Source organism: Burkholderia sp. APQ4-4ca (assembly GCF_057837105.1).
The window spans coordinates 1-20,748 of the sequence record NZ_JBYQCG010000086.1; the positions used below are offsets into that span (position 1 = coordinate 1).

The following is a 20,748-nucleotide window of genomic DNA, read 5'->3' on the forward strand; positions in this document are numbered from 1 at the left end:
ATCATGCCGCCCGGCATGTTCTTGTCGCAGCCGCCGACCACCACCACGCCGTCCATCCACTGGCCCTGCACGCAGGTTTCGATGCAATCGGCGATCACTTCGCGCGACACGAGCGAGTACTTCATCCCTTCGGTGCCCATCGACATGCCGTCCGAAATCGTCGGCGTGCCGAAGATCTGCGGGTTCGCGCCGGCCGCCTTCACTGACGCGACCGCCGCGTCCGACAGCCGCTGCAGGCCGGAATTGCACGGCGTGATCGTCGAATGGCCGTTCGCGATGCCGATCATCGGCTTGTCGAAATCGTCCTTCTGGTAGCCGAGGGCGTAATACATCGAGCGGTTCGGCGAACGGGCCACGCCTTGCGTGATGTTTTTAGAGCGGCGGTTGTACGACATGGGGAGCTCCATCGTTGTTGTGGCGACGCCGGCGCGACCGGTGCGCCGGGTGGGTCGATCAAGCATGGAGTTTCCGTTCTGGGATGTCCAATATATTATTTGTCGTACATTAAGTCGTTTTTCGAATGAGTCGAGCATGGCCGACCCACCCCCGACCTCCGCCAGTGGCGCTATTTCGCGACCGTCGCCGACGAGCGCCATTTCGGCCGTGCGGCCGAGCGCCTGTCGATGACGCAGCCGCCGCTGTCGCAGGCGATCCGCGCGCTCGAGGACGCGCTTGGCGTCGCGCTGTTCGTGCGGACCAAGCGCTCGGTCGCGCTGACTGCGGTCGGCCCGGCGCTGCTGCCGGAGGTGCGCCGGCTGCTGGCGTCGGCGCGATGCGCTGCCGCCGCTGGCGCGCCGGCTCGCTGTCGCTCGCGTTCGTGTCGACCGCCGATTACGGGCTGCTGCCGTCGTTGCTGCGTGCGTTCGGCGCGCGCTATCCGCAGGTGCGGCTGCAGCTCGCGGAAGCGACGAGCGACGTGCGGATCGACGAACTCGTCGCGGGGCGCATCGACGCGGGGCTCGTGATTCCGCCCGTGCCGCCGCGCCACGCGGCCGGGCTGTCGTACCTGCCCGTCGTGCGCGAGCCGCTGGTGGTCGCGATGCCGGCCGACGTCCGCCGCGCCCGAGGACGAGCCGGTGCAGCTTGCCGACGTCGCCGCGTTGCCGCTCGTGATCTTTCCGCGCCGTTTGGCGCCCGGCTTTTATGACATCATTACGGGCTGCTACGGCGCGGCGGGGGAAACCCCGCGCATCGGCCAGGAGGCGATCCAGATGCAGACGATCGTCAGCCTCGTGTCGGCCGGCATGGGCGTCGCACGGGTGCCGCAATCGCTGCGTAACCTGCGGCGCACCGGCGTGGTCTACCGGCCGCTGGCCGGTCACGCGCCGGTCGTCGAGACGGGCCTCGCGTGGCGCACCGGCGACGTGAGTCCCGTGCTCGTCAGCTTCATCGACGTCGTGCGTGCGCACGGTCCGGCCGCGTGACGTGAACGATGGCGCGCGGGCGCCGTCCAATGCGCGGTCCTGCATCTGTGCGATGGCCGTACCGTATTCGAAAACTTCTTCGCTAACCCATGATCATTCACCCGAATTTCGACCCCGTTGCGATCCATCTCGGGCCGCTGGCCGTGCGCTGGTACGGTCTCATGTATCTCGTCGGCTTCATCGCGGCGATCGTCGTCGGTCGCATCCGCCTGAAGCTGCCGCACGTCGCCGCGCAGGGCTGGACCGCAAAGGACATCGACGACATGATGTTCTACGGCGTGCTCGGCACCGTGCTCGGCGGCCGGTTCGGCTACGTGCTGTTCTACAAGGCCGATTTCTATTTCTCGCATCCGCTCGACGTGTTCAAGGTGTGGGAAGGCGGCATGTCGTTTCACGGCGGCTTCCTCGGCGTGACGCTCGCGATGGTGCTGTTCGCGTGGCAGCGCAAGCGGCACTGGCTGCAGGTCACCGATTTCGTCGCGCCGATGGTGCCGACGGGGCTCGCGGCCGGGCGGCTCGGCAATTTCATCAACGGCGAGCTGTGGGGCCGCGTGACCGATCCGACGGCGCCGTGGGCGATGCTGTTCCCCGGCGCGATGCGCGACGACGCGGCATGGCTGCCGAAACATCCCGAGCTTGTCGAGAAGTGGCATCTCGCCGACGTGTTCATGCAATACCAGATGCTGCCGCGCCATCCTTCGCAGCTCTATGAAATCGCGCTCGAGGGGATCGCGCTGTTCTTCGTGCTGTTCCTGTTCGCGCGCAAGCCGCGGCCGATGGGCGCGATATCCGCGCTGTTCCTGATCGGTTATGGCCTCGCGCGTTTCACGGTCGAGTTCGCGCGCGAGCCCGACGACTTCCTCGGCCTGCTCGCGCTTGGCCTGTCGATGGGGCAGTGGCTGTCGCTGCCGATGATCGTCGCGGGTATCGCGCTGATGGTGTGGGCGTATCGCCGCCGCGCGGCGAACGCGAATGCGGCTGCTTGAAGTGGACGCATGAGGTGGCCGCATGACGCGGTATCGATGCACGCGCGATCGGCGTGCGCATCGGCTACCCGGATGCACATGAAAAACGCCGGCCCGAGGGCCGGCGTTTTGCGTTTCCGACAACGGCGCGATGCGCGTTACTTCATCTGCACGGAGCCGTTGACGGTGACCGACACGGTGGCCTTGCCGCCTTCGACCGCGATCGGCGCGCTCATCTTCGCGCTGTCCATCGGCGCCGCGGCCATCGCCATCATGCGCGGGTACGGCTGCACGTTGCGGCCGCTGCCGACGTTCACGTCGCGGATCGTGTAGCTGTTGTAGCCGAACGCCTTCGCGGCTTCGTCCGCGCGGGCGCGGAACGACTTGATCGCTTCGGTCGTGAGCTTCTGCTCGGCCGTGCGCTGGGCTTCCGGCGACAGCGAGAACTCGACGTTCGCGACTTGCATCAGGTTCGACAACTGGCCTGCCAGCTTCGATGCCGCGGCGAAATCGCGCGATTCGAGCGCGACTTCGGTGCGGCCGCGCCATGCGGAGATCTTGCCGTCGCGATCGGTGCTCGGATACACCGAGAACGCGCCCGTGTGCGCGGTGACGCCCGACACGCCCTTCGCCTGCGACAGCGCCGCATCCGCGCGCTGGTTCAACTGCGCGGTGAGACTGCCCGGGTCCTTGGCCTGCTGCTCGTAGAACAGCGTGATGTGGATGATGTCCTGCGGCACGTCGGCGCTGGCCTGCGACGAAAGCGACAGCACGCCGGCCGGCTCCGGAAAGTGCGGGTTCGCGGCCTGGGCGTGCGCGGCGGGCGACGCGAGCGTCAGCGCGACGGGAACGGCGGCGGCGAGGGCGAGCGACAGCGCGAGAGCGGATTTCTTGGTCATTGTTGGACTCCTTGTGCGAGGGCGCGCACGCGGATCACGCGTGCGCGACGCGGGCGTACCGCGCGACGAAAAAAACGACAGCCGGCCCGATCGGCCGACAGCGGTTGCTTAGGCCGCGCGAAAGCATCGCGAGTTCCGTGACGGCCGTGCGTACTGACCAGATTTGACGTTTTGGCCGGTGCCTACTTCATCAACTTTTCGGTGATGAACCGCCATTCCGCGCGCGTGACGGGCGTGATCGACAGCCGGTTGCCGCGGGCGAGCACGCGCATGTCGGCGAGCTCGTCGTGCTCGCGCAGCGAGGCGAGCGGTACGAGCGGCGACCTCTTCACGAAGCGCACGTCGACGAGCAGCCAGCGTGGCGCTTCCTGTGTCGATTTCGGGTCGTAATAGGGGCTTTTCGGATCGAACTGCGTGGGATCGGGGTAGGGCGTGGACGACACTTCGGCGAGACCCGCGATGCCCGGTTCGGGGCAGCTCGAGTGATAGAACAGCACGCCGTCGCCGATCTTCATCGTGTCGCGCATGAAATTGCGCGCCTGATAGTTGCGCACGCCGGTCCACGGCAGCGAACGCTGCGGTGCGTTGGCGAGATCGTCGATGCTTGCTTCGTCCGGTTCGGACTTCATCAGCCAGTATTGCATGGTCGTGATCGACGCAAAAAGAGGCTGCTACAAAAGAAAACGGCACCGGGAGTTGCCCGATGCCGTTGGATAGGCCCCCGCCTTGGCCGCTAGGCCGGCATCCTGAACCTGAGGTTCAGAATTGGTCGCAGTTAGCAGCACTTCGGGTACATCAGACAGAGTGACGCGCGCGCCCGTGCTACAAATTTCCGCAACCGTGCACATGGCATTGGTTCAAGGAATATATGACCTTGGCGAACCAGGCAGGGAAGCTGACTGAACTGTGTTTCGATGCGCCAATTTGACCACCGTTGACCGTCGAGATCAAGCGGAATCGACGCATCGTTTGAAACGTTACTGCGTCTCGTGCTGTGCGAGCACCGCGCCGAGTTGTTCGTTCATCTGGTGCATTGTACGACGGATTTCTTCCGCCGGAAATGCTTCACCGTGCCGCACGCTCGTTTGCAACCGCAGCAATTCCGACGCGAGCGACAGCGCCGCCATCACCGCGATGCGATCGGTGCCGCGCACCGAGCTGTTCGAGCGGATTTTCGACATTTCGGCATCGACGCGCGCGACCGCTTCGAGCAGCGCCGCTTCGGTCTCGGCCGAACAGGCGAGCCGATAGGCCTGACCGAGAATCGAGACTTCGATCTGCTTGGTGCTCATGCATGTTCTCCGTGGCTGGCCGCATCATCGCCATCCGTGCGCGCTTGCGCATCGAGCAGGTCGAGCTGGTTGTCGGCTTGCTCCGCGCTCTTCGAGCGCGGCAGCTTTTCGAGAATCGCGTTCAGTTTTACCTGGGCGTCGTCGATCTTCGCCGACAACGTGTCGCGCTCGGCCGCGAGCGCATTGCGTTCGTCGCGCAGCTGCGCGAGTTCCGCGCGGACCGTGTCCGCTTCCGCGCGCAATTGCGCGACCTGCTCCTCGAGCGCGAGCCGTTCCGAGTGATAGCGCTTGTTCAGCGAAATCAGACGGCCAATATTTTGAGACAGGGTTTCGAGTTCGTTGAGCATTTGCTGCGTCCTCTAAAGACCCAGCATTTTAGCGCGGAATACCGCCCAATCCGACATCTGTAACGTTTCCAGTCGTAACACCCCTGCTTCTTGCCGCGAATCGGCGCTTCCCGCGCGAGTCCGGATGCTTCCTTGACGCTCGCGCGACCGGCTCCTAAACTGGCGCCGCCTCGGTGCTCGCGCGCAGGACGCGCGGTTAAACGGGAAGCAGGGTGCGGGCTCGAGGAGCACGCCAACCTGCGCTGCCCCCGCAACGGTAAGCGGCCGCGTCGCGTGACGCAGGCCGGCTCGGGCGCGTTTCGCGTGCAGGTCGCACGCGGGCGCGGGCCACTGCGCATCATTGCGCGGGAAGGCGAGCCGGACCGCCGCCAGCCCGGATACCGGCCGAGACGGGGAGCCCGCACGGGCTCCATGACGCGCGGCCTGCGGGGAAGCGGGGCGCGCAATGTTCACGGAACGTTCTTCGATGCCGACCCCAATCGTCCGCCACGCGCCCATGTCGCGCGCGGCCGGCTACCGCCAGCGGATGCGCCGCGCGTCGTGCGCGCGGCCGTGCGCGGCATGAACGCCGCGCGCGCCGGCGTCATCTGGGCCGCGCTGGGCGCCGTGGTCGCGCTGCTGTTCGTCGCGTCGCTGTCGATCGGCAGCGTGCCGATGTCGCCGTGGCAAGCACTCGCATCGCTCGTGCCGCACGGCGGCGACACCCTGTTCGCCGATATCGTGCGCACGCTGCGCCTGCCGCGCGCGCTCGCGGGTTTCGCGTGCGGCGCGCTGCTCGCGCTGGCCGGCGCGTTGTTGCAGGTGCTGCTGCGCAATCCGCTCGCGGAGCCGTACGTGCTGGGCGTGTCGGGCGGTGCGGCCGGTTTCGCGCTCGTCGCGATGATCGCGGGCGGCGCGTGGTGGCTCGTCGACGCATCCGCGTTCGCCGGTTCGCTCGTATCGGTCGCGCTGGTGCTCGGTCTCGCGAGGCGGGAGCTGTGGCGCGGCGAATCGCGCGACGCGTCGCCGCGGCTGCTGCTCACGGGCGTCGTGATCGCGGCGGGGTGGGGCGCGCTCGTCACGCTGTTGCTGTCGCTCGCGCCCGACGCGCGGTTGCGCGGCATCATCTTCTGGCTGACGGGCGACCTGAACGGCGCGACGGCGCCGTGGTTCGCGTGGGGCGCGCTGCTGCTGAGCGCAGGCGTCGCGTTGCCGGCCGCGCCGCAACTGAACGTGCTGCTGCGCGGCGACGCGAGCGCGCTCGCGCTCGGCGTGCCGGTCGCGCGCCTGCGCGTGCGGATCTATCTCGTCGCGTCGCTGGCCGCCGCGGCCGCGGTCACGACGGCCGGGACGATCGGTTTCGTCGGCCTCGTCGTGCCGCATGCGTTGCGGCTCGCGTTCGGCAACGACCAGCGGATGCTGCTGCCGGCCGCGATGCTCGCGGGCGGCGGCGGCGTGATGGCGGCCGACCTGCTCGCGCGCACCGCGATCGCGCCCGCGCAATTGCCGGTCGGCGTCATGACCGCGTTGATCGGCGTGCCGACGTTCCTGTGGATGCTGCTGAGGAGGCCGATGCGATGACGGGCGCCGCAGTACGGAATGCCGCCGCCGGCGACATGCGCTACATGGCCGTCGACCTGACGCTCAAGGCCGGCGCGCGCACGCTGCTCGACCACTTCACGCAGGTGTTCCGCCCCGGCGAGATCTGGTGCGTCGCCGGGCCGAACGGCGCGGGCAAGACGACGCTGCTCGCGACGCTCGCGGGACTGCAGCCGCCCGCCGCGGGACACGTCGAGATCGACGGCCGGCCGCTTGCCGCGTGGCGCCCCGAACACCTCGCGCAGCGCCGCGCACTGATGCCGCAGCAATTGCACGATGCGTTCAGCGCGACCGTGTTCGACACGGTGCTGCTCAGCCGCTTTCCGTATCTCGGCGGCTGGGGGTGGGAGCGCGACGGCGACCGCGCGGCCGCGCGCGATGCGCTCGCGACGTTCGACCTGAGCCTGCTCGCGTCGCGCGACGTGATGTCGCTGTCGGGCGGCGAGCGGCAGCGGGTCGCGCTGGCCGCGACGCTGTGCCAGGATGCGCCGTTGATGCTGCTCGACGAACCGCTCGCGCATCTCGACCTGCATCACCAGATCGACTGCCTGACGGCGCTGGCCGCCTGGCTCGCGGCAGGCCCGCGCACGGTGATGTTTTCGTGTCACGACCTGAATCTCGCACGGCGTTTCGCGACGCATGCGCTGTTGCTCGACGGCTGCGGCCATGCGTGGGCCGGCCTCGTGCACGACGTGCTGACGCCGGAGCGCGCGAGCGACGCGTTCGGCTATCCGCTCGTGCTGATCCGCGAGAACGGCCGCGATGCGCTGCTGCCGGCGTGGCCCGCGCGACAATGATCTTTCCCGTTCCGAATTTTCCGATGCGCGGCGCATGCCGCCCCCACCACACGGCTTCCCGATGACCATTTCGACCCAATTCCCGCCCGCGATCGCGCCGCTCGACGACGCGCTGCGCACGCGCCTGCAGCACGTGATCGACCACAAGACCAAGCCGCCCGGCAGCCTCGGCCAGCTCGAGGCGCTCGCGCTGCAGATCGGCCTGATCCAGCGCACCGAGCGGCCGGGCGTGCAGCGTCCCGTGACGATCGTGTTCGCGGGCGATCACGGGATCGCGGCCGAGGGCGTCAGCCCTTATCCGCAGGCGGTGACGGCGCAGATGGTCGCGAACTTCCTCGCCGGCGGCGCGGCGATCAACGCGTTTTCGGGCGTCGCGCAGAGCACGCTCGAGATCGTCGATGCGGGCGTCGCGTCGCCGCTGCCGCTGTCGGACCGGCTGGTGTCGCTGCCGGTCGCGCGCGGCACGCGCAACTTCGCGGCGGAACCGGCGATGACGCGTGAAGAAGCGATGACGGCGCTGGCCGCGGGCGCGGCGCGCGTCCGCCTGCACGCGTCGCTCGGCACGAACGTGATCGGCTTCGGCGAGATGGGGATCGCGAACACGTCGTCGGCCGCGTGCCTGATGAGCCGGTTGCTCGACGTACCGATCGACGCATGCGTCGGCCGCGGCACGGGCCTCGACGATCAGGGCCTCGCGCACAAGCGCGCGGTGCTCGGCCGCGCGCTCGTCAAGCACTCGCATGCGATCGCGCCGCTCGACGTGCTCGCGACGTTCGGCGGCTTCGAGATCGCGATGATGACGGGCGCGTACCTCGCGGCCGCGAGCGAGCGGATGACGATCCTCGTCGACGGCTTCATCGCGACCGCCGCGCTGCTCGTCGCCGAGCGCATCGCGCCCGGCGTGCGCGACTATTGCGTGTTCTCGCATACGTCGCACGAGGCCGGCCACCGGCGCATGCTCGAGCATTTCGGCGCGAAGCCGCTGCTCGCGCTCGACCTGCGGCTCGGCGAAGGCACGGGCGCCGCGCTCGCGCTGCCGCTGGTGCGCGCGGCCGCCGCGTTCCTCAGCGAGATGGCGAGCTTCGAATCCGCCGGCGTCGACGATCGTGACGCCTGAGCGCGCGCGCGGCATGCGGGCCGAACTGCGCTACTTCTTCGTCGCGCTCGGCTATTTCACGCGCGTGCCCGTGCCGCGCTCGATCGGCTACACGGCCGGCGACCTCGACCAGGCCGCGCGCTATTTTCCGCTCGTCGGCGCGTGCGTCGGCGCATGGGGCGCGCTCGTCTATCTCGTCGCGCTGCGCGCGCTGCCGCCATCGATCGCGGTGGGGCTGTCGATGGCTGCGACGCTGCTCGCGACCGGCGCGTTCCACGAAGACGGCCTTGCCGACAGTTGCGATGCGTTCGGCGGCGGTTACACGCGCGACGACGTGCTGCGCATCATGCACGATTCGCGGATCGGCACGTTCGGCGCGGTCGCGCTCGTCGTCGCCCTCGGCTTGAAATGGCAGGCGCTGGCGTCGATGCTGCCGCTGCGCGCCGCATGGACGATGATCGCCGCGCACGCGGCGAGCCGTGCGATGGCGGTGAGCCTGCTGACGACGCTCGACTACGTGCGGCCCGAAGGCAAGGCGAAGCCGGTCGCGCAACGGATGGGCGCACGCGCGGCGGGCGTCGCGGCGGTGTTCGGACTGCCGTGGCTATTCTGGCCGGATTGGCGCATGGGCGTTGCCGCATGCGTGGCGCTCGTGCTCGTGCGCGCATGCCTGGCCCGCTATTTCGTGAAGCGGATCGGCGGTTATACGGGCGACTGTCTCGGCTTCGCGCAGCAACTGGGCGAACTGGCGATCTATCTGGTGGTGCTCGGATGGACGTCGTCCTGATCCGTCATCCGGCCGTCGGCATCGAGCCGGGCGTCTGCTACGGGCGCAGCGACGTGCCGCTCGCCGAGTCGGCTGACGACGGCGCGCAGGCCGTGCGCGCGCATTTGGCGGAACGGGGTATACCGTCGCCCGAACGGGTGTGGACGAGCCCGCTGACGCGCTGCGCGTCGGTTGCCGAACGGCTCGCGCGGGCGTTCGACGTACCGCTGCTGCGCGATGACGACTGGCAGGAAATGGATTTCGGCGCGTGGGAAATGCAGCGCTGGGACGATATCGACCGCGCGGCGCTCGATGCGTGGGCGGCCGACCTGATGCATGCGTGCGGGCACGGCGGAGAAAGCGTCGAGCGCTTCGTCGCGCGGGTGGCGCGGCGGGCCGATGCGGTTGTGAAGCTCGACGGGCCGCAATGGATCGTCACGCATGCGGGTGTGATCCGCGTATTCGCGTCGCATGTGTTGCGCGTGCCGCTCGACACGTTGCTGTCGCGGCCGGTGCCGACGGGTGGGGTGGTGTGGCTGCGCAGCGAGGACGCCGCGCGAACGTGGGAAGTCGTGCATTGGGACGCAGAGGCGCACTTGCGTCTGCATGTGAACGACGCGGCGCACGGAGCCGAGCACCGGACGCATTCGGTATGAGTGCGCGATGAACGTGACGGCCGCCGGAAATCAATGCGCCGGCCGCCGCGCACGCGCGGCATCCAGATCCTCGCATAGCGCGGCCGCGCCTTGCGCGATCCGCGGCGACGGCCGCGTCAGCAGATCGCCATCGATCGCGAACAGGTTGTTGCGCGCCACGGCCGTCAGCGCGGGCCACGCGCGCCAGCGCGCGAGGCTCGGCAGCGGTTCGTTCGAACGGGTCGCGCCGGCACTCGTCGTCACGATCGCCTCCGGATTGGCCGCGAGCACCGCCTCGTCGGTCACGGTCGGCGCGAGCGGCTTGAGCGACGCGAACACGTTGCGGCCGCCGCAGAGTTCGAACACTTCGTTGATCAGGTGCGTGCCGTTGAGCGTCGTCAGCGGGCGATCCCACACCTGGAAGAACATCGTGACGGGCGGGCGAGCCGCGTAGCGTGCGCGCAGTGTCGCGATGTCCCGCGTGAAGGCGGCCGCGGCAGCGTCGGCGGCCGGTTGCGTGCCCAGCAGCGTGCCGAGCCGGCGCAACGACGACGACACGTCGTCGAGATGCTTCGGCTCGCTGAAGAACAGCGGGATGTGCAGCGCGCGCAGCGCATCGGTCTGCCGCTCGGCGTTGCCGTGCCGCCACACGACGATCAGGTCGGGCTTCAGCGCGGCGATGCGTTCGAGATCGAGCGCCTTGTTGTCGCCGACGCGCGGCACCGCTTGCGCGGCGGGCGGATAGTCGCTGTACGTGACGGTGCCGACGAGCTTCGCGCCGCCGCCGGCCGCGTAGACGAGCTCGGTCGCGTGCGGCGCGAGGCTGATCACGCGCTGCGCGGGCGCGGGCAGCGTGACGGTATGGCCGGCGTCGTCGCGTGTCGTGACGTCGGCGTGGACGAGCGGCGCGTGAGCGAGCGCGGCCAGCGTCAGCCGGTGGAACAGGCGCGGACTCATGCCGAGGCCTGCTGCGGGAGCGGCACGCAGTGTGCGAGCGCATCACCGAGGCGCCGCCATTCGGCTTCGCTGCCGGGCAGGCCGACGCGTACGCTCGACGGCGACGGGAAGTACCGCGTCCAGATTCCGCGTGCCGCGAGCGCCGCATGCAGCGCCGCGGCGCGCGGATCGTCGGTCCAACTGAACAGCGGCGTCGCGCGCACCGCGAAGCCGTGCGTACGCAGCAGCGCGGCCAGCCGCTCGCCGTCGGCCGCGAGCCGTTCGCGCGCGGCGGCCTGCCACGCACGGTCGGCGAACGCCGCGGCGACCGCGTGGCGCGCGGGGCCGCTGACCGTCCATGCGCCGAGCCTGTCGCGCAGCGCGGCGATCAGCGCGGGATGCGCGAGCACGAAGCCCGCGCGAATGCCGGCGAGCCCGAAGAACTTGCCGACCGAGCGCAGCACGACGAGCCCCGCGCGATCGACCTGCGGCGCGAGCGACGGCGTCGCGCCCGTATCGGCGAACGCTTCGTCGACGATCATCGTGCCGCCGCGTGCCGCCAGTTGCGCATGCCAGCCGAGCAGGCGTTCGGTCGGCACGAACTCGGCGGTCGGATTATTCGGATTTCCGACGATGACGTGGCGCAGCGTCGCGGGCAGCGTATTCGCGCGGATGTCGAGCGCGACGACGCGATGGCCGTGGCGCGCGAACGCGGGCGCGTATTCCCCGTATGCGAGCGGTGCGACGCCGGCGTCGCCGGCCGGCAGCAACGCCGGCAACGCGCGGATCGCGGCCTGGCTGCCGGCGACCGGCAGCACGTGCGCGGCGTCGGGCGCGCGGTAATACTGCGCGGCGCAGGCCGCGAGGCCGTCGCCCTCGTCGGGCAGCCGGCGCCAGGCGTCGGCCGGCACGGGCGGAACCGGGTAGCCGACCGGATTGATGCCGGTCGACAGGTCGAGCCATGCGTCATACGGAATGCCGTGGCGGCGGGCGGCCTCATGCAGGTTGCCGCCGTGCGCGATGGATGAATCAGACATGATGGGTGGCCATGGCGAGTGCGCCGCTCGCGATCAGCAGCGCGAGCCACAGCGCGAGCGTGCGCGTGACGAGCGACAGCGCGGCGACGATGTGAAGGGCGGTGGCCGTGGCGCCGGTGCCGAGCACCGGCCGCTCCTCGATCTCGCCGTGATAGACGGCCGGGCCGCCGAGCTGCACGTTCAGGCTGCCGGCGCCCGCGGCCATCACGGGGCCTGCGTTCGGGCTGTCCCAGTGGCGCGCCTGCGTGCGCCAGCAGCGCCACGCGGCGGCCGTGTCGCCGAGCAGCGCGTAGCTCGCGGCGGTGAGGCGCGCGGGCACCCAGTTCAGCGCGTCGTCGATGCGCGCGGCGGCCCAGCCGAAGGTCAGGAAGCGCGGCGTGCGATAGCCCCACATCGCGTCGAGCGTATTCGCGAGCCGGAACAGCAACGCGCCGGGGCCGCCCGCGACGACGAACCAGAAGAGCGCGCCGAAGATCGCGTCGTTGCCGTTTTCGAGCGCCGATTCGACGGCCGCGCGCGATAGCGCGCCTTCGTCCGCGTGGCTCGTGTCGCGCGACACGATGCGCGCGGTCAGCGTGCGCGCCGCGTCGAGGTCGCGCCGCAGCAGCGCGGCGGCGATCGGCGCGACGTGGTCGGCGAGGCTCTTCGCGCCGAGCGCGAACCACAGCAGCGCGACGTGCAGCGCCGCCGCGAACGGCCACGGCAGCACGGCGACGAGGCATGCCGCGATGGCCACCGGCGGCACGACCGCCGCGAGCCACGCGGCGACGCCGTTCACGCGGCCGCGCCGGCCGGTGTTCATTGCGGCTTCGATGCGCGCGGCGAAGCGGCCGAACGCGACGAGCGGATGCCAGCCGGCCGGCTCGCCGATGGCGCGGTCGACGATCGCGGCCGCGACCGCGAGCATCGCGACGACGGGCAGCGACAGCATCAGCATGACGGCGCGCCCGCCTTGAGGTCGAGCGGCAGCCCGGCAACCAGCAGCGTGACGCGTGTCGCGAGCGCGGCGACGCGCTGGTTCAGGCGGCCGAGCTCGTCGACGTAGCGGCGCGTGACCGACCCGAGCGGCACGACGCCGAGCCCGATCTCGTTGCTGACGACGATCACCTTCGCACGCGCGCCGCGCAGCGCATGCTCGAGCCGCTCGACGTGCGCCGCGTATTGTGCGTCGTCGAGCGGTGCGCCGTCGGCCGGGCACAGCAGGTTCATGAGCCACAGCGTCAGGCAGTCGACGAGCAGGCACGCGTGCGGGTCGTCGAGGCGCGCGAGCGTGCCCGCGAGATCGACGGGTGCGTCGGCGAACCCCCAGTCGGCCGGCCGGCGCGCGCGGTGGTGCGCGATGCGCTGCGCGAATTCGGCATCGGCGGCGGTCGCGGTCGCGATATAGGTGACGGGGCGGCCGCTGTCGGCGGCGAGCCGCTCGGCATGCGCGCTCTTGCCCGAGCGCGCGCCGCCGAGGACGAAGGTGAGGTCGTGCGGAATCATCGCGTGATTGTAACGGCGCGGGCGACCCGGCGCGGGCGATAATGCCGCCTTTGCCTCGCGACACCTTTCACACGATGAATGCACCCGAGCCGCGGCCGCGCGGCACGCTGATGATCCAGGGCACGACGTCCGACGCGGGCAAGAGCACGCTCGTCGCGGGCCTGTGCCGCCTCGCGCGCCGCGGCGGCGCGCGCGTCGCGCCGTTCAAGCCGCAGAACATGGCGCTCAACAGCGCGGTGACGGTCGACGGCGGCGAGATCGGCCGCGCGCAGGCGTTGCAGGCGCTGGCCGCCGGCGTCGCGCCGCATACGGATTTCAATCCGGTGCTGCTGAAGCCGACGAGCGACCGCGGCGCGCAGGTGATCATTCACGGCAAGGCGCGCATGAACCTCGACGCGCGGGCGTATCACGACTACAAGCCCGTCGCGTTCGATGCGGTGCTCGAGTCGTATGCGCGCCTGCGCGCCGGTTACGACACGGTGATCGTCGAAGGCGCCGGCAGCCCGGCCGAGATCAACCTGCGCGACGGCGACATCGCGAACATGGGCTTTGCCGAGCGCGTCGACTGCCCGGTCGTGCTCGTCGCCGACATCGATCGCGGCGGCGTGTTCGCGCATCTGGTCGGCACGCTCGCCTGCCTGTCGGACAGCGAGCGCGCGCGCGTGCGCGGCTTCGTGATCAACCGCTTCCGCGGCGATCTCAAGCTGCTCGAACCGGGGCTCGACTGGCTGCGCGCGCGGACGGGCAAGCCGGTGTTCGGCGTGCTGCCGTATCTGCACGGGCTGCTGCTCGACGCCGAGGACATGCTGCCCGCACAGGCGCGCCGCGCCGCCGCCCGCGGCGATGCCGGCGTATTGCGCGTCGTCGTGCCCGCGCTGCCGCGCATCAGCAACCACACCGATTTCGATCCGCTGCGCGCGCATCCGCAGGTCGAATTCACGTACTGGAAGAGCGGCCCCGTGCCCGACGCCGACCTGCTGATCCTGCCCGGTTCGAAGAGCGTGCAGCGCGACCTCGCGTGGCTGCGCGACGCCGGCTGGGACGCGCTGATCCGGCGCCATCTGCGCTACGGCGGCAAGGTGATCGGCATCTGCGGCGGCATGCAGATGCTCGGGCGCACGCTCGACGATCCGCTCGGCCTCGAAGGCGCGCCCGGCAGCGTGCCGGGGCTCGGGCTGCTCGATTTCGACACGACGCTGCAGCCCGACAAGACGCTGAAGAACGTGACCGGGCAACTCGCGCTGCCGGGCGCGGCGGCCGTGCGCGGCTACGAGATCCACATGGGCGACACACGCGGGCCGGCGCTCGCGACGCCCGCGCTGACGCTGGCCGCCGATGCCGCGCGGGACGGCGTGCGTCCCGACGGCGCGAGGTCGGCCGATGACCAGATTCTCGCGACCTACGTGCACGGGTTGTTCGACGCGCCCGACGCTTGCGCGGCGCTGCTCGCGTGGGCCGGGCTCGACGGCGCGGCCCGCATCGACTACCCGGTGCTGCGCGAGGCGTCGCTCGAGCGGCTGGCCGACACGTTCGCCGAGCACCTCGACCTCGACGCGCTGTACGCCGAGTTTCGTTGAAACCGCGCGGGTCGGCCCTCGCGTTTTCCGCCCGATCGCATACAACCGAGGAGGGCGGAAGTCCGCCCGAAGGAGGGCGACGATGAGGGCTCGATGGTGGTGGGGCGTCCTGCTCGCGGTGCCGCTGGGCGCATCGGCGGCCGCGCATGCGTGCGATTCGTATGCGCCGGGCGGCGGCCAGTCCGGCGGCGACGCCACGCAAGGCAAGGGCGGTTACTGAGCAGGACGCAGGGCGTGATCGGTCATGCCCTTTTTTTGCGTCGATTCGTTCCAAAGGAGAATCAATTTAAGCGGGCTGGCGCGTTTATCGGCCGAATCGATTCGAATAGAGTGCGATCCATTCCCCTCCACTCACGAAGGAATTCGTCATGAACGCCAATCGCCTGAACGATTTCGCCGCGACGCTGCTGCGCGTCGCCCTCGGCGTGCTGTACCTCGCGCACGTCGCACAGAAAGTATTCGTCTTCACGCTGCCGGGCACCGCGCAGTTCTTCGCGTCGATCGGCCTGCCGGGCTGGCTCGCGTACCTGACCACGTTCGTCGAACTGGCGGGCGGCCTCGCGCTGCTCGCGGGGTTCCGCGTGCGCGTCGCCGCGCTGGTGCTGCTGCCGTTCATGCTCGGCGCGGTCGCCGCGCATCTGCCGAACGGCTGGAGTTTCGCGTCGCCGCACGGCGGCTGGGAATATCCGGCGTTCTGGGCCGTTACGCTGGCCGTCCAGGCGCTGCTGGGCGGCGGCGCGTTCGCGCTCGGCGCGCGGGAGGCCACCCTCCAGCGTGCGTAATCCCAAGGAAAGCAGACGAAAGGGATGCATGGTTCCACACCACCGGTTCCGGTGACCCCCGGTTTGCCGATATCATCGCTCCCTGTATCCGCAATCGAGCGGCGCCTGCCATGCGGCCGGCGCCGCGCGGCATTTTCGGGGGAATTCATGACGGTCATCGTGGTGGCGAATCCGAAGGGCGGCGTGGGCAAGAGCACGCTGTCCACCAATCTAGCCGGCTATTTCGCGGCGCAGGGCGCATGGGTCGCGCTGGCCGACCTGGACCGGCAGCAGTCCGCGCATGCGTGGCTCGACCTGCGGCCGGCCGGCTTGCCGGCGATCGAGGCGTGGGAGCTCGATCCGGAGGCGCCGTCGAAGCCGCCGCGCGGGCTCGAATACGCGGTGATCGATACGCCGGCCGGCCTGCACGGCACGCGGCTCAACGTCGCGCTGCAACTGGCCGACAAGGTGATCGTGCCGCTGCAGCCGTCGATGTTCGATATTCTCGCGACCCAGCAGTTTCTGGAACGCCTCGCCGGCGAGAAGGCCGTGCGCAAGGGCAGCGTCGAGGTCGGGATCGTCGGGATGCGGGTCGACGCGCGCACGCGCTCGTCCGACCAGTTGCACCGCTTCGTCGAAGGGCTCGGCCTGCCGGTGCTCGGCTACGTGCGCGATACGCAGAATTACGTGCAGATCGCCGCGCACGGCCTGACGCTGTGGGATGTCGCGAAAAGCCGCGTGGAGAAGGATCTCGAACAGTGGCGGCCGATCGTCGAATGGGCCGAGCGTCGCGTGCAGAAGGGCGAGAAGGCCGTCAAGGCGTCCTGAGCGGCCGCCGTCCGGCCGGCGCGATACCCGGGACCCGATAAGAAAGGGCCGGATCCCGTGGCATACGGCATCCGGCCCTTCTGCAGCCAGCGGAGTCGCGGCACCCGCGCGCGCCGGCACGCGAGCGTGCCGCTCGGCTTACGTCCAGTTCTGCGTCGGCACGTGATCGCGGTGGCCCTTGATCTTGTTGCCTTCGTCGATGAACACGAGCTTCGGCTTCCAGCCGGCCTGCAGTTCGGCTTCGTCGACCATCGCGAACGCCGCGATGATCACGAGGTCGCCGAGCTGCGCGCGGCGCGCGGCCGAGCCGTTCAGCGAAATCATCCCGCTGCCGCGCTCGCCCTTGATCGCGTAGGTCGAGAAGCGCTCGCCGTTGTTGATGTTCCAGATGTCGATCCGTTCGTTTTCGATCAGGCCCGCCGCTTCGAGCAGGTCTTCGTCGATCGCGCACGAACCTTCGTAGTGCAGTTCGCAGTGCGTGACCGCCGCACGGTGGATCTTCGATTTGAGCATGTGGCGCTGCATGGTGTCTCCGTGATGCGTCGTGAGAGGCGCGGGCGGGCCGCGCGTCAGATTTCCAGGTTGTCGATGAGGCGCGTCGCGCCGAGCTTCGCGGCCGCGAGCACGACGAGCGGCTCGCCGGCTTCGAGTTCGGCGGCGCTCGGCGCGATCAGGTTCGCGCGGCGGCGGATCGCGATGTAGTCGGGCTGCCAGCCGCGTTCGGCCAGGTGCGTGTGCGCGTGCTGCTCGAGCTTGCCGAGATCGCGTTCGCCGCCGAGCACGCTGTCGCGCACCCGCTGCAGCGTTTTCGCGAGCTCCGGCGCTTCCTTGCGCTCGTCGGTCGTCAGGTAGCGGTTGCGCGACGACAGCGCGAGGCCGTCCTCGTCGCGCACGGTCTCGGCCGCGATGATCTCGACCGGCAGCGCGAGCTGCTGGCACATCCGGCGCACGATCATCAGTTGCTGGTAGTCCTTCTTGCCGAACACGGCGACGCGCGGCTGCACGCAGGACATCAGCTTGGTGACGACCGTGCACACGCCGGCGAAGAAGCCCGGGCGAAACTCGCCTTCGAGAATCCCGCCCAGATCGTCCGGCGGCAGCACGCGGTACTCCTGCGGCTCGGGGTACATGTCGCGCTCGGTCGGCGCGAACAGCACGTACACGTTTTCCTGCTGCAACTTCTCGATGTCGTCCTGGAGCGTGCGCGGGTACTTGTCGAAATCCTCGTTCGGGCCGAATTGCAGCCGGTTGACGAAGATGCTCGCCACGACCGGGTCGCCGTGCTGGCGCGCGAGGCGCATCAGCGACAGGTGCCCTTCGTGCAGGTTGCCCATCGTCGGCACGAACGCCGTGCGGTTCTGTCCGCGCAGCTGGTCGCGCAGTTCCTGGATCGAGCTGATGACTTTCATGATCGGGTAGCGGGTTCCTCGCGCAGGCGCGCGTTGACGCCGCGGCAGCGGCATCGGGGTCGAAGCGGAGAACGCCGTGCGCGGGCGGCGCATCGGGCGTCGGCGGATTGTAGAGGATTTGGCCGCGCGACGCATCGATAAAAGAACGATCGTTCACTTTATAGTGGGACGTGGCGGACACCCGCCGGACGGCCTTCCGCCACGGCGGAGCAGCGAGCGTCGGGATGAACCGGGGAACGGGATGCGGCGGGGGCGGCCCTTACGCGGGGAGGTACGCGAGACGCACGTAGATCGGCGCGAACGGTTCGGCCTGGGTGATCTCGAGCAGCGATTCACGCGCGAGTTCGAGCATCGCGATGAAGTTCACGACGACGACCGGCACGCCGCGCGACGTGTCGAACAGGTCGGCGAATTCCATGAAGCGCGCGTTCTGCAGCCGGCGCAGGATCAGGCTCATGTGTTCGCGCACCGACAGCTCCTCGCGGGAGATCTTGTGGTGCTGGACGAGCTTCGCGCGCTTGAGCACGTCGGCCCACGCGGCGCGCAGGTCGTCCGAATTCACGTCGGGAAAGCGCGGCGTGACGCTTTGCTCGATGTACACCTCGGCGCGCAGGAAATCGCGGCCGAGCTGCGGCAACTGGTCGAGCCGTTGCGCGGCAAGCTTCATCTGCTCGTACTCGAGCAGCCGGCGCACGAGTTCGGCGCGCGGATCCTCGGCTTCCTCGCCGGTGTCGGCCTTCTTCACCGGCAGCAGCATCCGCGACTTGATCTCGATCAGCATCGCGGCCATCAGCAGGTACTCGGCCGCGAGCTCGAGGTTCGACGTGCGGATTTGATCGACGTAGCCGAGATATTGCGCGGTGACCTGCGCCATCGGGATGTCGAGCACGTTGAAGTTCTGCTTGCGGATCAGGTACAGCAGCAGGTCGAGCGGGCCTTCGAACGTCTCGAGGAACACCTCGAGCGCGTCGGGCGGGATGTAGAGATCCTGCGGCAGCTTGAACAGCGGCTCGCCGTACAGGCGAGCGAACGCCGCGACACCGTCGACCGTGTCGGGCGTCGAATCGGCGCCCGCGGGCGCGGCGATCGCGTCGTCCTGCCGGGCGGCGTTGGCCTCGTCGGCGGCGCTCACGTCGTCAGAAGTTCTGGTAGTAGACGTACGACGTTTGCTTCACGCGCGATTCCTGCTGCTCGGCGCGCTCTTCGAGATCGATCGGCTGCTTGTCCCACAGCAGGGAACGGCCCTTGCGTTGCTCTTCCTCGAGCGTCGGCTTCTGCTGCTTGAGCTGGTTCAGGAACTGCGTGACGTCGGACTGGTACGGCATGGCTGGATCTTCCGTTTCGGGCGGCGCACGATGCGCCGGATTCTCGATGGCGGGATTTTACCGCATCGCGGGGAACAGCCGGCGCCAATCGCGCGTCGAATCCGCGGGCCGGCGCTGGCGGGCATCGTGCGGCGGCGCTGCCGGGGCCTTGGCACTCTTTCACAATCGTTTGGCTGCGACGTCGGCGCCCTGTGGTCAAATACAGGGTTTTCCACGAAACCGTAACACTCCAGGACGGCGAGGTCATATTTGGCGGGGCAGTCGAACCAGCAAGCACACACGGCGCATCGCACGGGCCGGCGCGCGGCACGCGATCGCGCCGACGCCGCGGCCCGCGTCGCGCGGGCGGCCCTCGCGGGTTGCCTGGCCGCATGCTTCGCGCTGCCGGCCCATGCGAAGTACGACGTCGACATCGACGCGCCGCGCTCGATCCGCAAGCTCCTGAAGGCGCATCTCGATATCGCCCGCTTCGCGAAGCGCGACGACATCAGCGACGACCAGTTCGACTTCCTCGTGACCGCCACGCAGCAGCAGGTGCGCGATCTGGCCGCGACGGCCGGCTATTTCTCGCCGGTCGTGCGCACCGACGTGCGCACCCGCGACGGCAAGCGCGACGTGCGCATCGCGGTCGATCCGGGTAAGCAGACCATCGTGTCGACGGTGGACCTGACGTTCAAGGGGCCCGTCGAAACCGAGGATCCGAAGCAGGAGTCGGCCACCCGGTTCGCGTTCTCGATGAAGCCGGGCGACCCGTTCACGCAGTCCGACTGGGACGACGCGAAGGGCGCGGCGCTCCGGCAACTGCAGTCGCGCCGCTATCTCGGCGCGAAGATCGCGTCGTCCGAGGCGCGTATCGATCCGCGCACGCAGCGCGCGACGCTCGCGGTCGCGTTCGACAGCGGCCCGACGTTTACGATCGGCAAGGTCGACGTCGACGGCGTGCGCCGTTATCCGGAAAAGATCGTCACGAACGTCAATCCGCTGTCGGAGGGTGAAATCTACGACGTGCGGCGGATCACCGAATTGCAGCGGCAGCTGCAGAACACGCCGTACTACGCGAGCGTCGCGATCGACGTCGGCGACGATACGTCGAAGCCCGAGCTCACGCCCGTGCACGTGAAGGTCAGCGAGTTCCCGTACAACAACATCCGCGGCGGCGTCGGCTTCGCGACCGACACCGGGCCGCACGTGCAGGGTTCCTATACGTATCTCAACACGTTCGGCGCCGCGTGGCCGCTGACCGTGTCGGGCCGGGTCGATCAGATCCAGCAGTACGGGCAGGTCCAGCTGTCGATGCCGCCGGGCGAGAAGGGCTGGACCAACAGCGTGCTCGCGTCGTACACGAACACCAACGTGTCGGATACGCGCATCTACAGCGCGCGGGTCGGCGTGCAGCGCACGCGCACCGGCCAGTTCATCGACTATTCGTATTCGTTGATGTACTACCAGGACCGGCTCGACCAGAACGGTGCGGGGCCGACCACGAGCCGCGCGCTGGTGCCGCAATGGGCGTGGACCCGCCGCAACGTCGACGATCCGCTGTTCCCGCGCTCGGGCAACCTGATTCACGCGGAGGCCAGCTTCGCGGTCA

The 20,748-nt window shown here is 69.3% G+C and carries 23 protein-coding genes, 1 other RNA gene, 2 pseudogenes and 1 riboswitch; of the genes and pseudogenes, 12 read left to right on the top strand and 14 right to left on the bottom strand.

All coding sequences use genetic code 11. The features are described from left to right. Positions 1–395, bottom strand: a 395-nt coding sequence (locus tag AC3IFE_RS10440) for a dihydroxy-acid dehydratase domain-containing protein (RefSeq protein WP_489190461.1), incomplete at its 3' end; no start/stop codon positions are given. Positions 396–542: 147 nt separating this feature from the next. Between AC3IFE_RS10440 and AC3IFE_RS10445 the strand changes: the two are divergent. Then, positions 543–1,424, top strand: a pseudogene (locus AC3IFE_RS10445) (LysR family transcriptional regulator); the annotation flags it as partial. 89 nt (positions 1,425–1,513) lie between these two features. After that, positions 1,514–2,410, top strand: coding sequence for a prolipoprotein diacylglyceryl transferase (gene lgt / locus AC3IFE_RS10450; protein ID WP_489190462.1), 897 nt, complete (start codon positions 1,514–1,516; stop codon positions 2,408–2,410). A 137-nt stretch (positions 2,411–2,547) separates the two neighbouring features. Here lgt and AC3IFE_RS10455 read toward each other — a convergent pair whose 3' ends face one another. From AC3IFE_RS10455 to AC3IFE_RS10475, 5 genes are all read right to left on the bottom strand, one after another. Then, complete coding sequence (locus AC3IFE_RS10455; RefSeq protein ID WP_089468196.1) at positions 2,548–3,288, bottom strand: SIMPL domain-containing protein; 741 nt, start codon at positions 3,286–3,288, stop codon at positions 2,548–2,550. Positions 3,289–3,470: 182 nt separating this feature from the next. Continuing rightward, positions 3,471–3,932, bottom strand: a complete 462-nt coding sequence (locus tag AC3IFE_RS10460; protein ID WP_489190463.1) for an EVE domain-containing protein — start codon at positions 3,930–3,932, stop codon at positions 3,471–3,473. A gap of 70 nt (positions 3,933–4,002) precedes the next feature. Then, positions 4,003–4,184, bottom strand: a non-coding RNA gene (gene ssrS / locus AC3IFE_RS10465) — 6S RNA. An 81-nt stretch (positions 4,185–4,265) separates the two neighbouring features. Next, positions 4,266–4,580 (bottom strand): cell division protein ZapA, encoded by a 315-nt coding sequence (locus AC3IFE_RS10470; RefSeq protein ID WP_011352906.1) that lies wholly within the window; start codon positions 4,578–4,580, stop codon positions 4,266–4,268. Beyond that, positions 4,577–4,927 (bottom strand): ATPase, encoded by a 351-nt coding sequence (locus tag AC3IFE_RS10475; RefSeq protein WP_006478092.1) that lies wholly within the window; start codon positions 4,925–4,927, stop codon positions 4,577–4,579. Before AC3IFE_RS10475 ends, AC3IFE_RS10470 begins: the two co-directional genes overlap by 4 nt. A 154-nt stretch (positions 4,928–5,081) precedes the next feature. Further along, positions 5,082–5,330: riboswitch (cobalamin riboswitch) on the top strand. 158 nt (positions 5,331–5,488) lie between these two features. Between AC3IFE_RS10475 and AC3IFE_RS10480 the strand changes: the two genes are divergently transcribed. From AC3IFE_RS10480 to cobC, 5 genes and pseudogenes are all read left to right on the top strand, one after another. Beyond that, a complete protein-coding gene (locus AC3IFE_RS10480) occupies positions 5,489–6,487 on the top strand; it encodes a FecCD family ABC transporter permease (protein ID WP_089468273.1) in 999 nt (332 codons plus the stop codon). Beyond that, complete coding sequence (locus tag AC3IFE_RS10485) at positions 6,484–7,302, top strand: ABC transporter ATP-binding protein (RefSeq protein WP_489190464.1); 819 nt, start codon at positions 6,484–6,486, stop codon at positions 7,300–7,302. The genes AC3IFE_RS10480 and AC3IFE_RS10485 overlap by 4 nt, the downstream gene beginning before the upstream one ends. A 61-nt stretch (positions 7,303–7,363) precedes the next feature. Further along, on the top strand, positions 7,364–8,419 hold the full coding sequence (gene cobT / locus AC3IFE_RS10490) for a nicotinate-nucleotide--dimethylbenzimidazole phosphoribosyltransferase (RefSeq protein WP_489190465.1): 1,056 nt from the start codon (positions 7,364–7,366) through the stop codon (positions 8,417–8,419). A gap of 13 nt (positions 8,420–8,432) precedes the next feature. Continuing rightward, the gene (locus tag AC3IFE_RS10495) at positions 8,433–9,185 is read left to right on the top strand and encodes an adenosylcobinamide-GDP ribazoletransferase (protein ID WP_489190482.1); all 753 of its coding nucleotides are present in this window, start codon (positions 8,433–8,435) and stop codon (positions 9,183–9,185) included. Beyond that, positions 9,170–9,751 (top strand): annotated as a pseudogene (gene cobC / locus AC3IFE_RS10500) (alpha-ribazole phosphatase); the annotation flags it as partial. The gene AC3IFE_RS10495 and the pseudogene cobC, both read left to right, overlap by 16 nt. A gap of 99 nt (positions 9,752–9,850) precedes the next feature. On the opposite strand, the gene AC3IFE_RS10505 reads toward cobC, so the two are convergent. Genes AC3IFE_RS10505 through cobU form a run of 4 tightly spaced genes read right to left on the bottom strand, consistent with a single transcriptional unit; the run spans position 9,851 to position 13,257 of the window. Next, positions 9,851–10,756 carry a cobalamin-binding protein gene (locus tag AC3IFE_RS10505; protein WP_489190466.1) on the bottom strand — a complete coding sequence of 302 codons (906 nt, stop codon included), beginning with the start codon at positions 10,754–10,756 and terminating at the stop codon, positions 9,851–9,853. Beyond that, positions 10,753–11,772, bottom strand: a complete 1,020-nt coding sequence (gene cobD / locus AC3IFE_RS10510) for a threonine-phosphate decarboxylase CobD (protein ID WP_489190467.1) — start codon at positions 11,770–11,772, stop codon at positions 10,753–10,755. Before cobD ends, AC3IFE_RS10505 begins: the two co-directional genes overlap by 4 nt. After that, complete coding sequence (gene cbiB, locus AC3IFE_RS10515; protein ID WP_489190468.1) at positions 11,765–12,709, bottom strand: adenosylcobinamide-phosphate synthase CbiB; 945 nt, start codon at positions 12,707–12,709, stop codon at positions 11,765–11,767. Before cbiB ends, cobD begins: the two co-directional genes overlap by 8 nt. Next, complete coding sequence (gene cobU / locus AC3IFE_RS10520; RefSeq protein WP_489190469.1) at positions 12,703–13,257, bottom strand: bifunctional adenosylcobinamide kinase/adenosylcobinamide-phosphate guanylyltransferase; 555 nt, start codon at positions 13,255–13,257, stop codon at positions 12,703–12,705. Before cobU ends, cbiB begins: the two co-directional genes overlap by 7 nt. Before the next feature lie 74 nt (positions 13,258–13,331). Here cobU and AC3IFE_RS10525 point away from each other — a divergent pair, with 74 nt between their 5' ends. The 4 genes from AC3IFE_RS10525 to AC3IFE_RS10540 all read left to right on the top strand — a co-directional run bounded on the left by AC3IFE_RS10525 (position 13,332) and on the right by AC3IFE_RS10540 (position 16,423). Then, positions 13,332–14,834, top strand: coding sequence for a cobyric acid synthase (locus AC3IFE_RS10525; RefSeq protein WP_489190470.1), 1,503 nt, complete (start codon positions 13,332–13,334; stop codon positions 14,832–14,834). Positions 14,835–14,916: 82 nt separating this feature from the next. Next, positions 14,917–15,054 (top strand): hypothetical protein, encoded by a 138-nt coding sequence (locus AC3IFE_RS10530; RefSeq protein WP_489190471.1) that lies wholly within the window; start codon positions 14,917–14,919, stop codon positions 15,052–15,054. Between the two features lie 148 nt (positions 15,055–15,202). Beyond that, positions 15,203–15,616 carry a DoxX family protein gene (locus tag AC3IFE_RS10535; RefSeq protein WP_489190472.1) on the top strand — a complete coding sequence of 138 codons (414 nt, stop codon included), beginning with the start codon at positions 15,203–15,205 and terminating at the stop codon, positions 15,614–15,616. Positions 15,617–15,763: 147 nt separating this feature from the next. Next, positions 15,764–16,423, top strand: coding sequence for a ParA family protein (locus AC3IFE_RS10540; protein WP_489190473.1), 660 nt, complete (start codon positions 15,764–15,766; stop codon positions 16,421–16,423). A gap of 138 nt (positions 16,424–16,561) precedes the next feature. Here the strand turns inward: AC3IFE_RS10540 and panD are convergent, their stop codons facing one another. The 4 genes from panD to AC3IFE_RS10560 all read right to left on the bottom strand — a co-directional run bounded on the left by panD (position 16,562) and on the right by AC3IFE_RS10560 (position 19,157). Then, positions 16,562–16,948: an aspartate 1-decarboxylase gene (panD, locus tag AC3IFE_RS10545; RefSeq protein ID WP_006484038.1), complete on the bottom strand. Its 387-nt coding sequence runs from the start codon at positions 16,946–16,948 to the stop codon at positions 16,562–16,564. Positions 16,949–16,992: 44 nt separating this feature from the next. Beyond that, entirely contained in the window at positions 16,993–17,832 is an 840-nt protein-coding gene (panC, locus tag AC3IFE_RS10550; protein ID WP_089468271.1) for a pantoate--beta-alanine ligase, read from the bottom strand. A gap of 259 nt (positions 17,833–18,091) precedes the next feature. Further along, entirely contained in the window at positions 18,092–18,964 is an 873-nt protein-coding gene (locus AC3IFE_RS10555; protein ID WP_089468184.1) for a segregation and condensation protein A, read from the bottom strand. A 4-nt stretch (positions 18,965–18,968) separates the two neighbouring features. Then, positions 18,969–19,157: a DUF3460 family protein gene (locus AC3IFE_RS10560; RefSeq protein WP_006478107.1), complete on the bottom strand. Its 189-nt coding sequence runs from the start codon at positions 19,155–19,157 to the stop codon at positions 18,969–18,971. A 249-nt stretch (positions 19,158–19,406) separates the two neighbouring features. Here AC3IFE_RS10560 and AC3IFE_RS10565 point away from each other — a divergent pair. Next, positions 19,407–20,748: autotransporter assembly complex protein TamA (locus AC3IFE_RS10565; RefSeq protein ID WP_489190474.1), on the top strand; the 1,342-nt coding region annotated here is incomplete at its 3' end.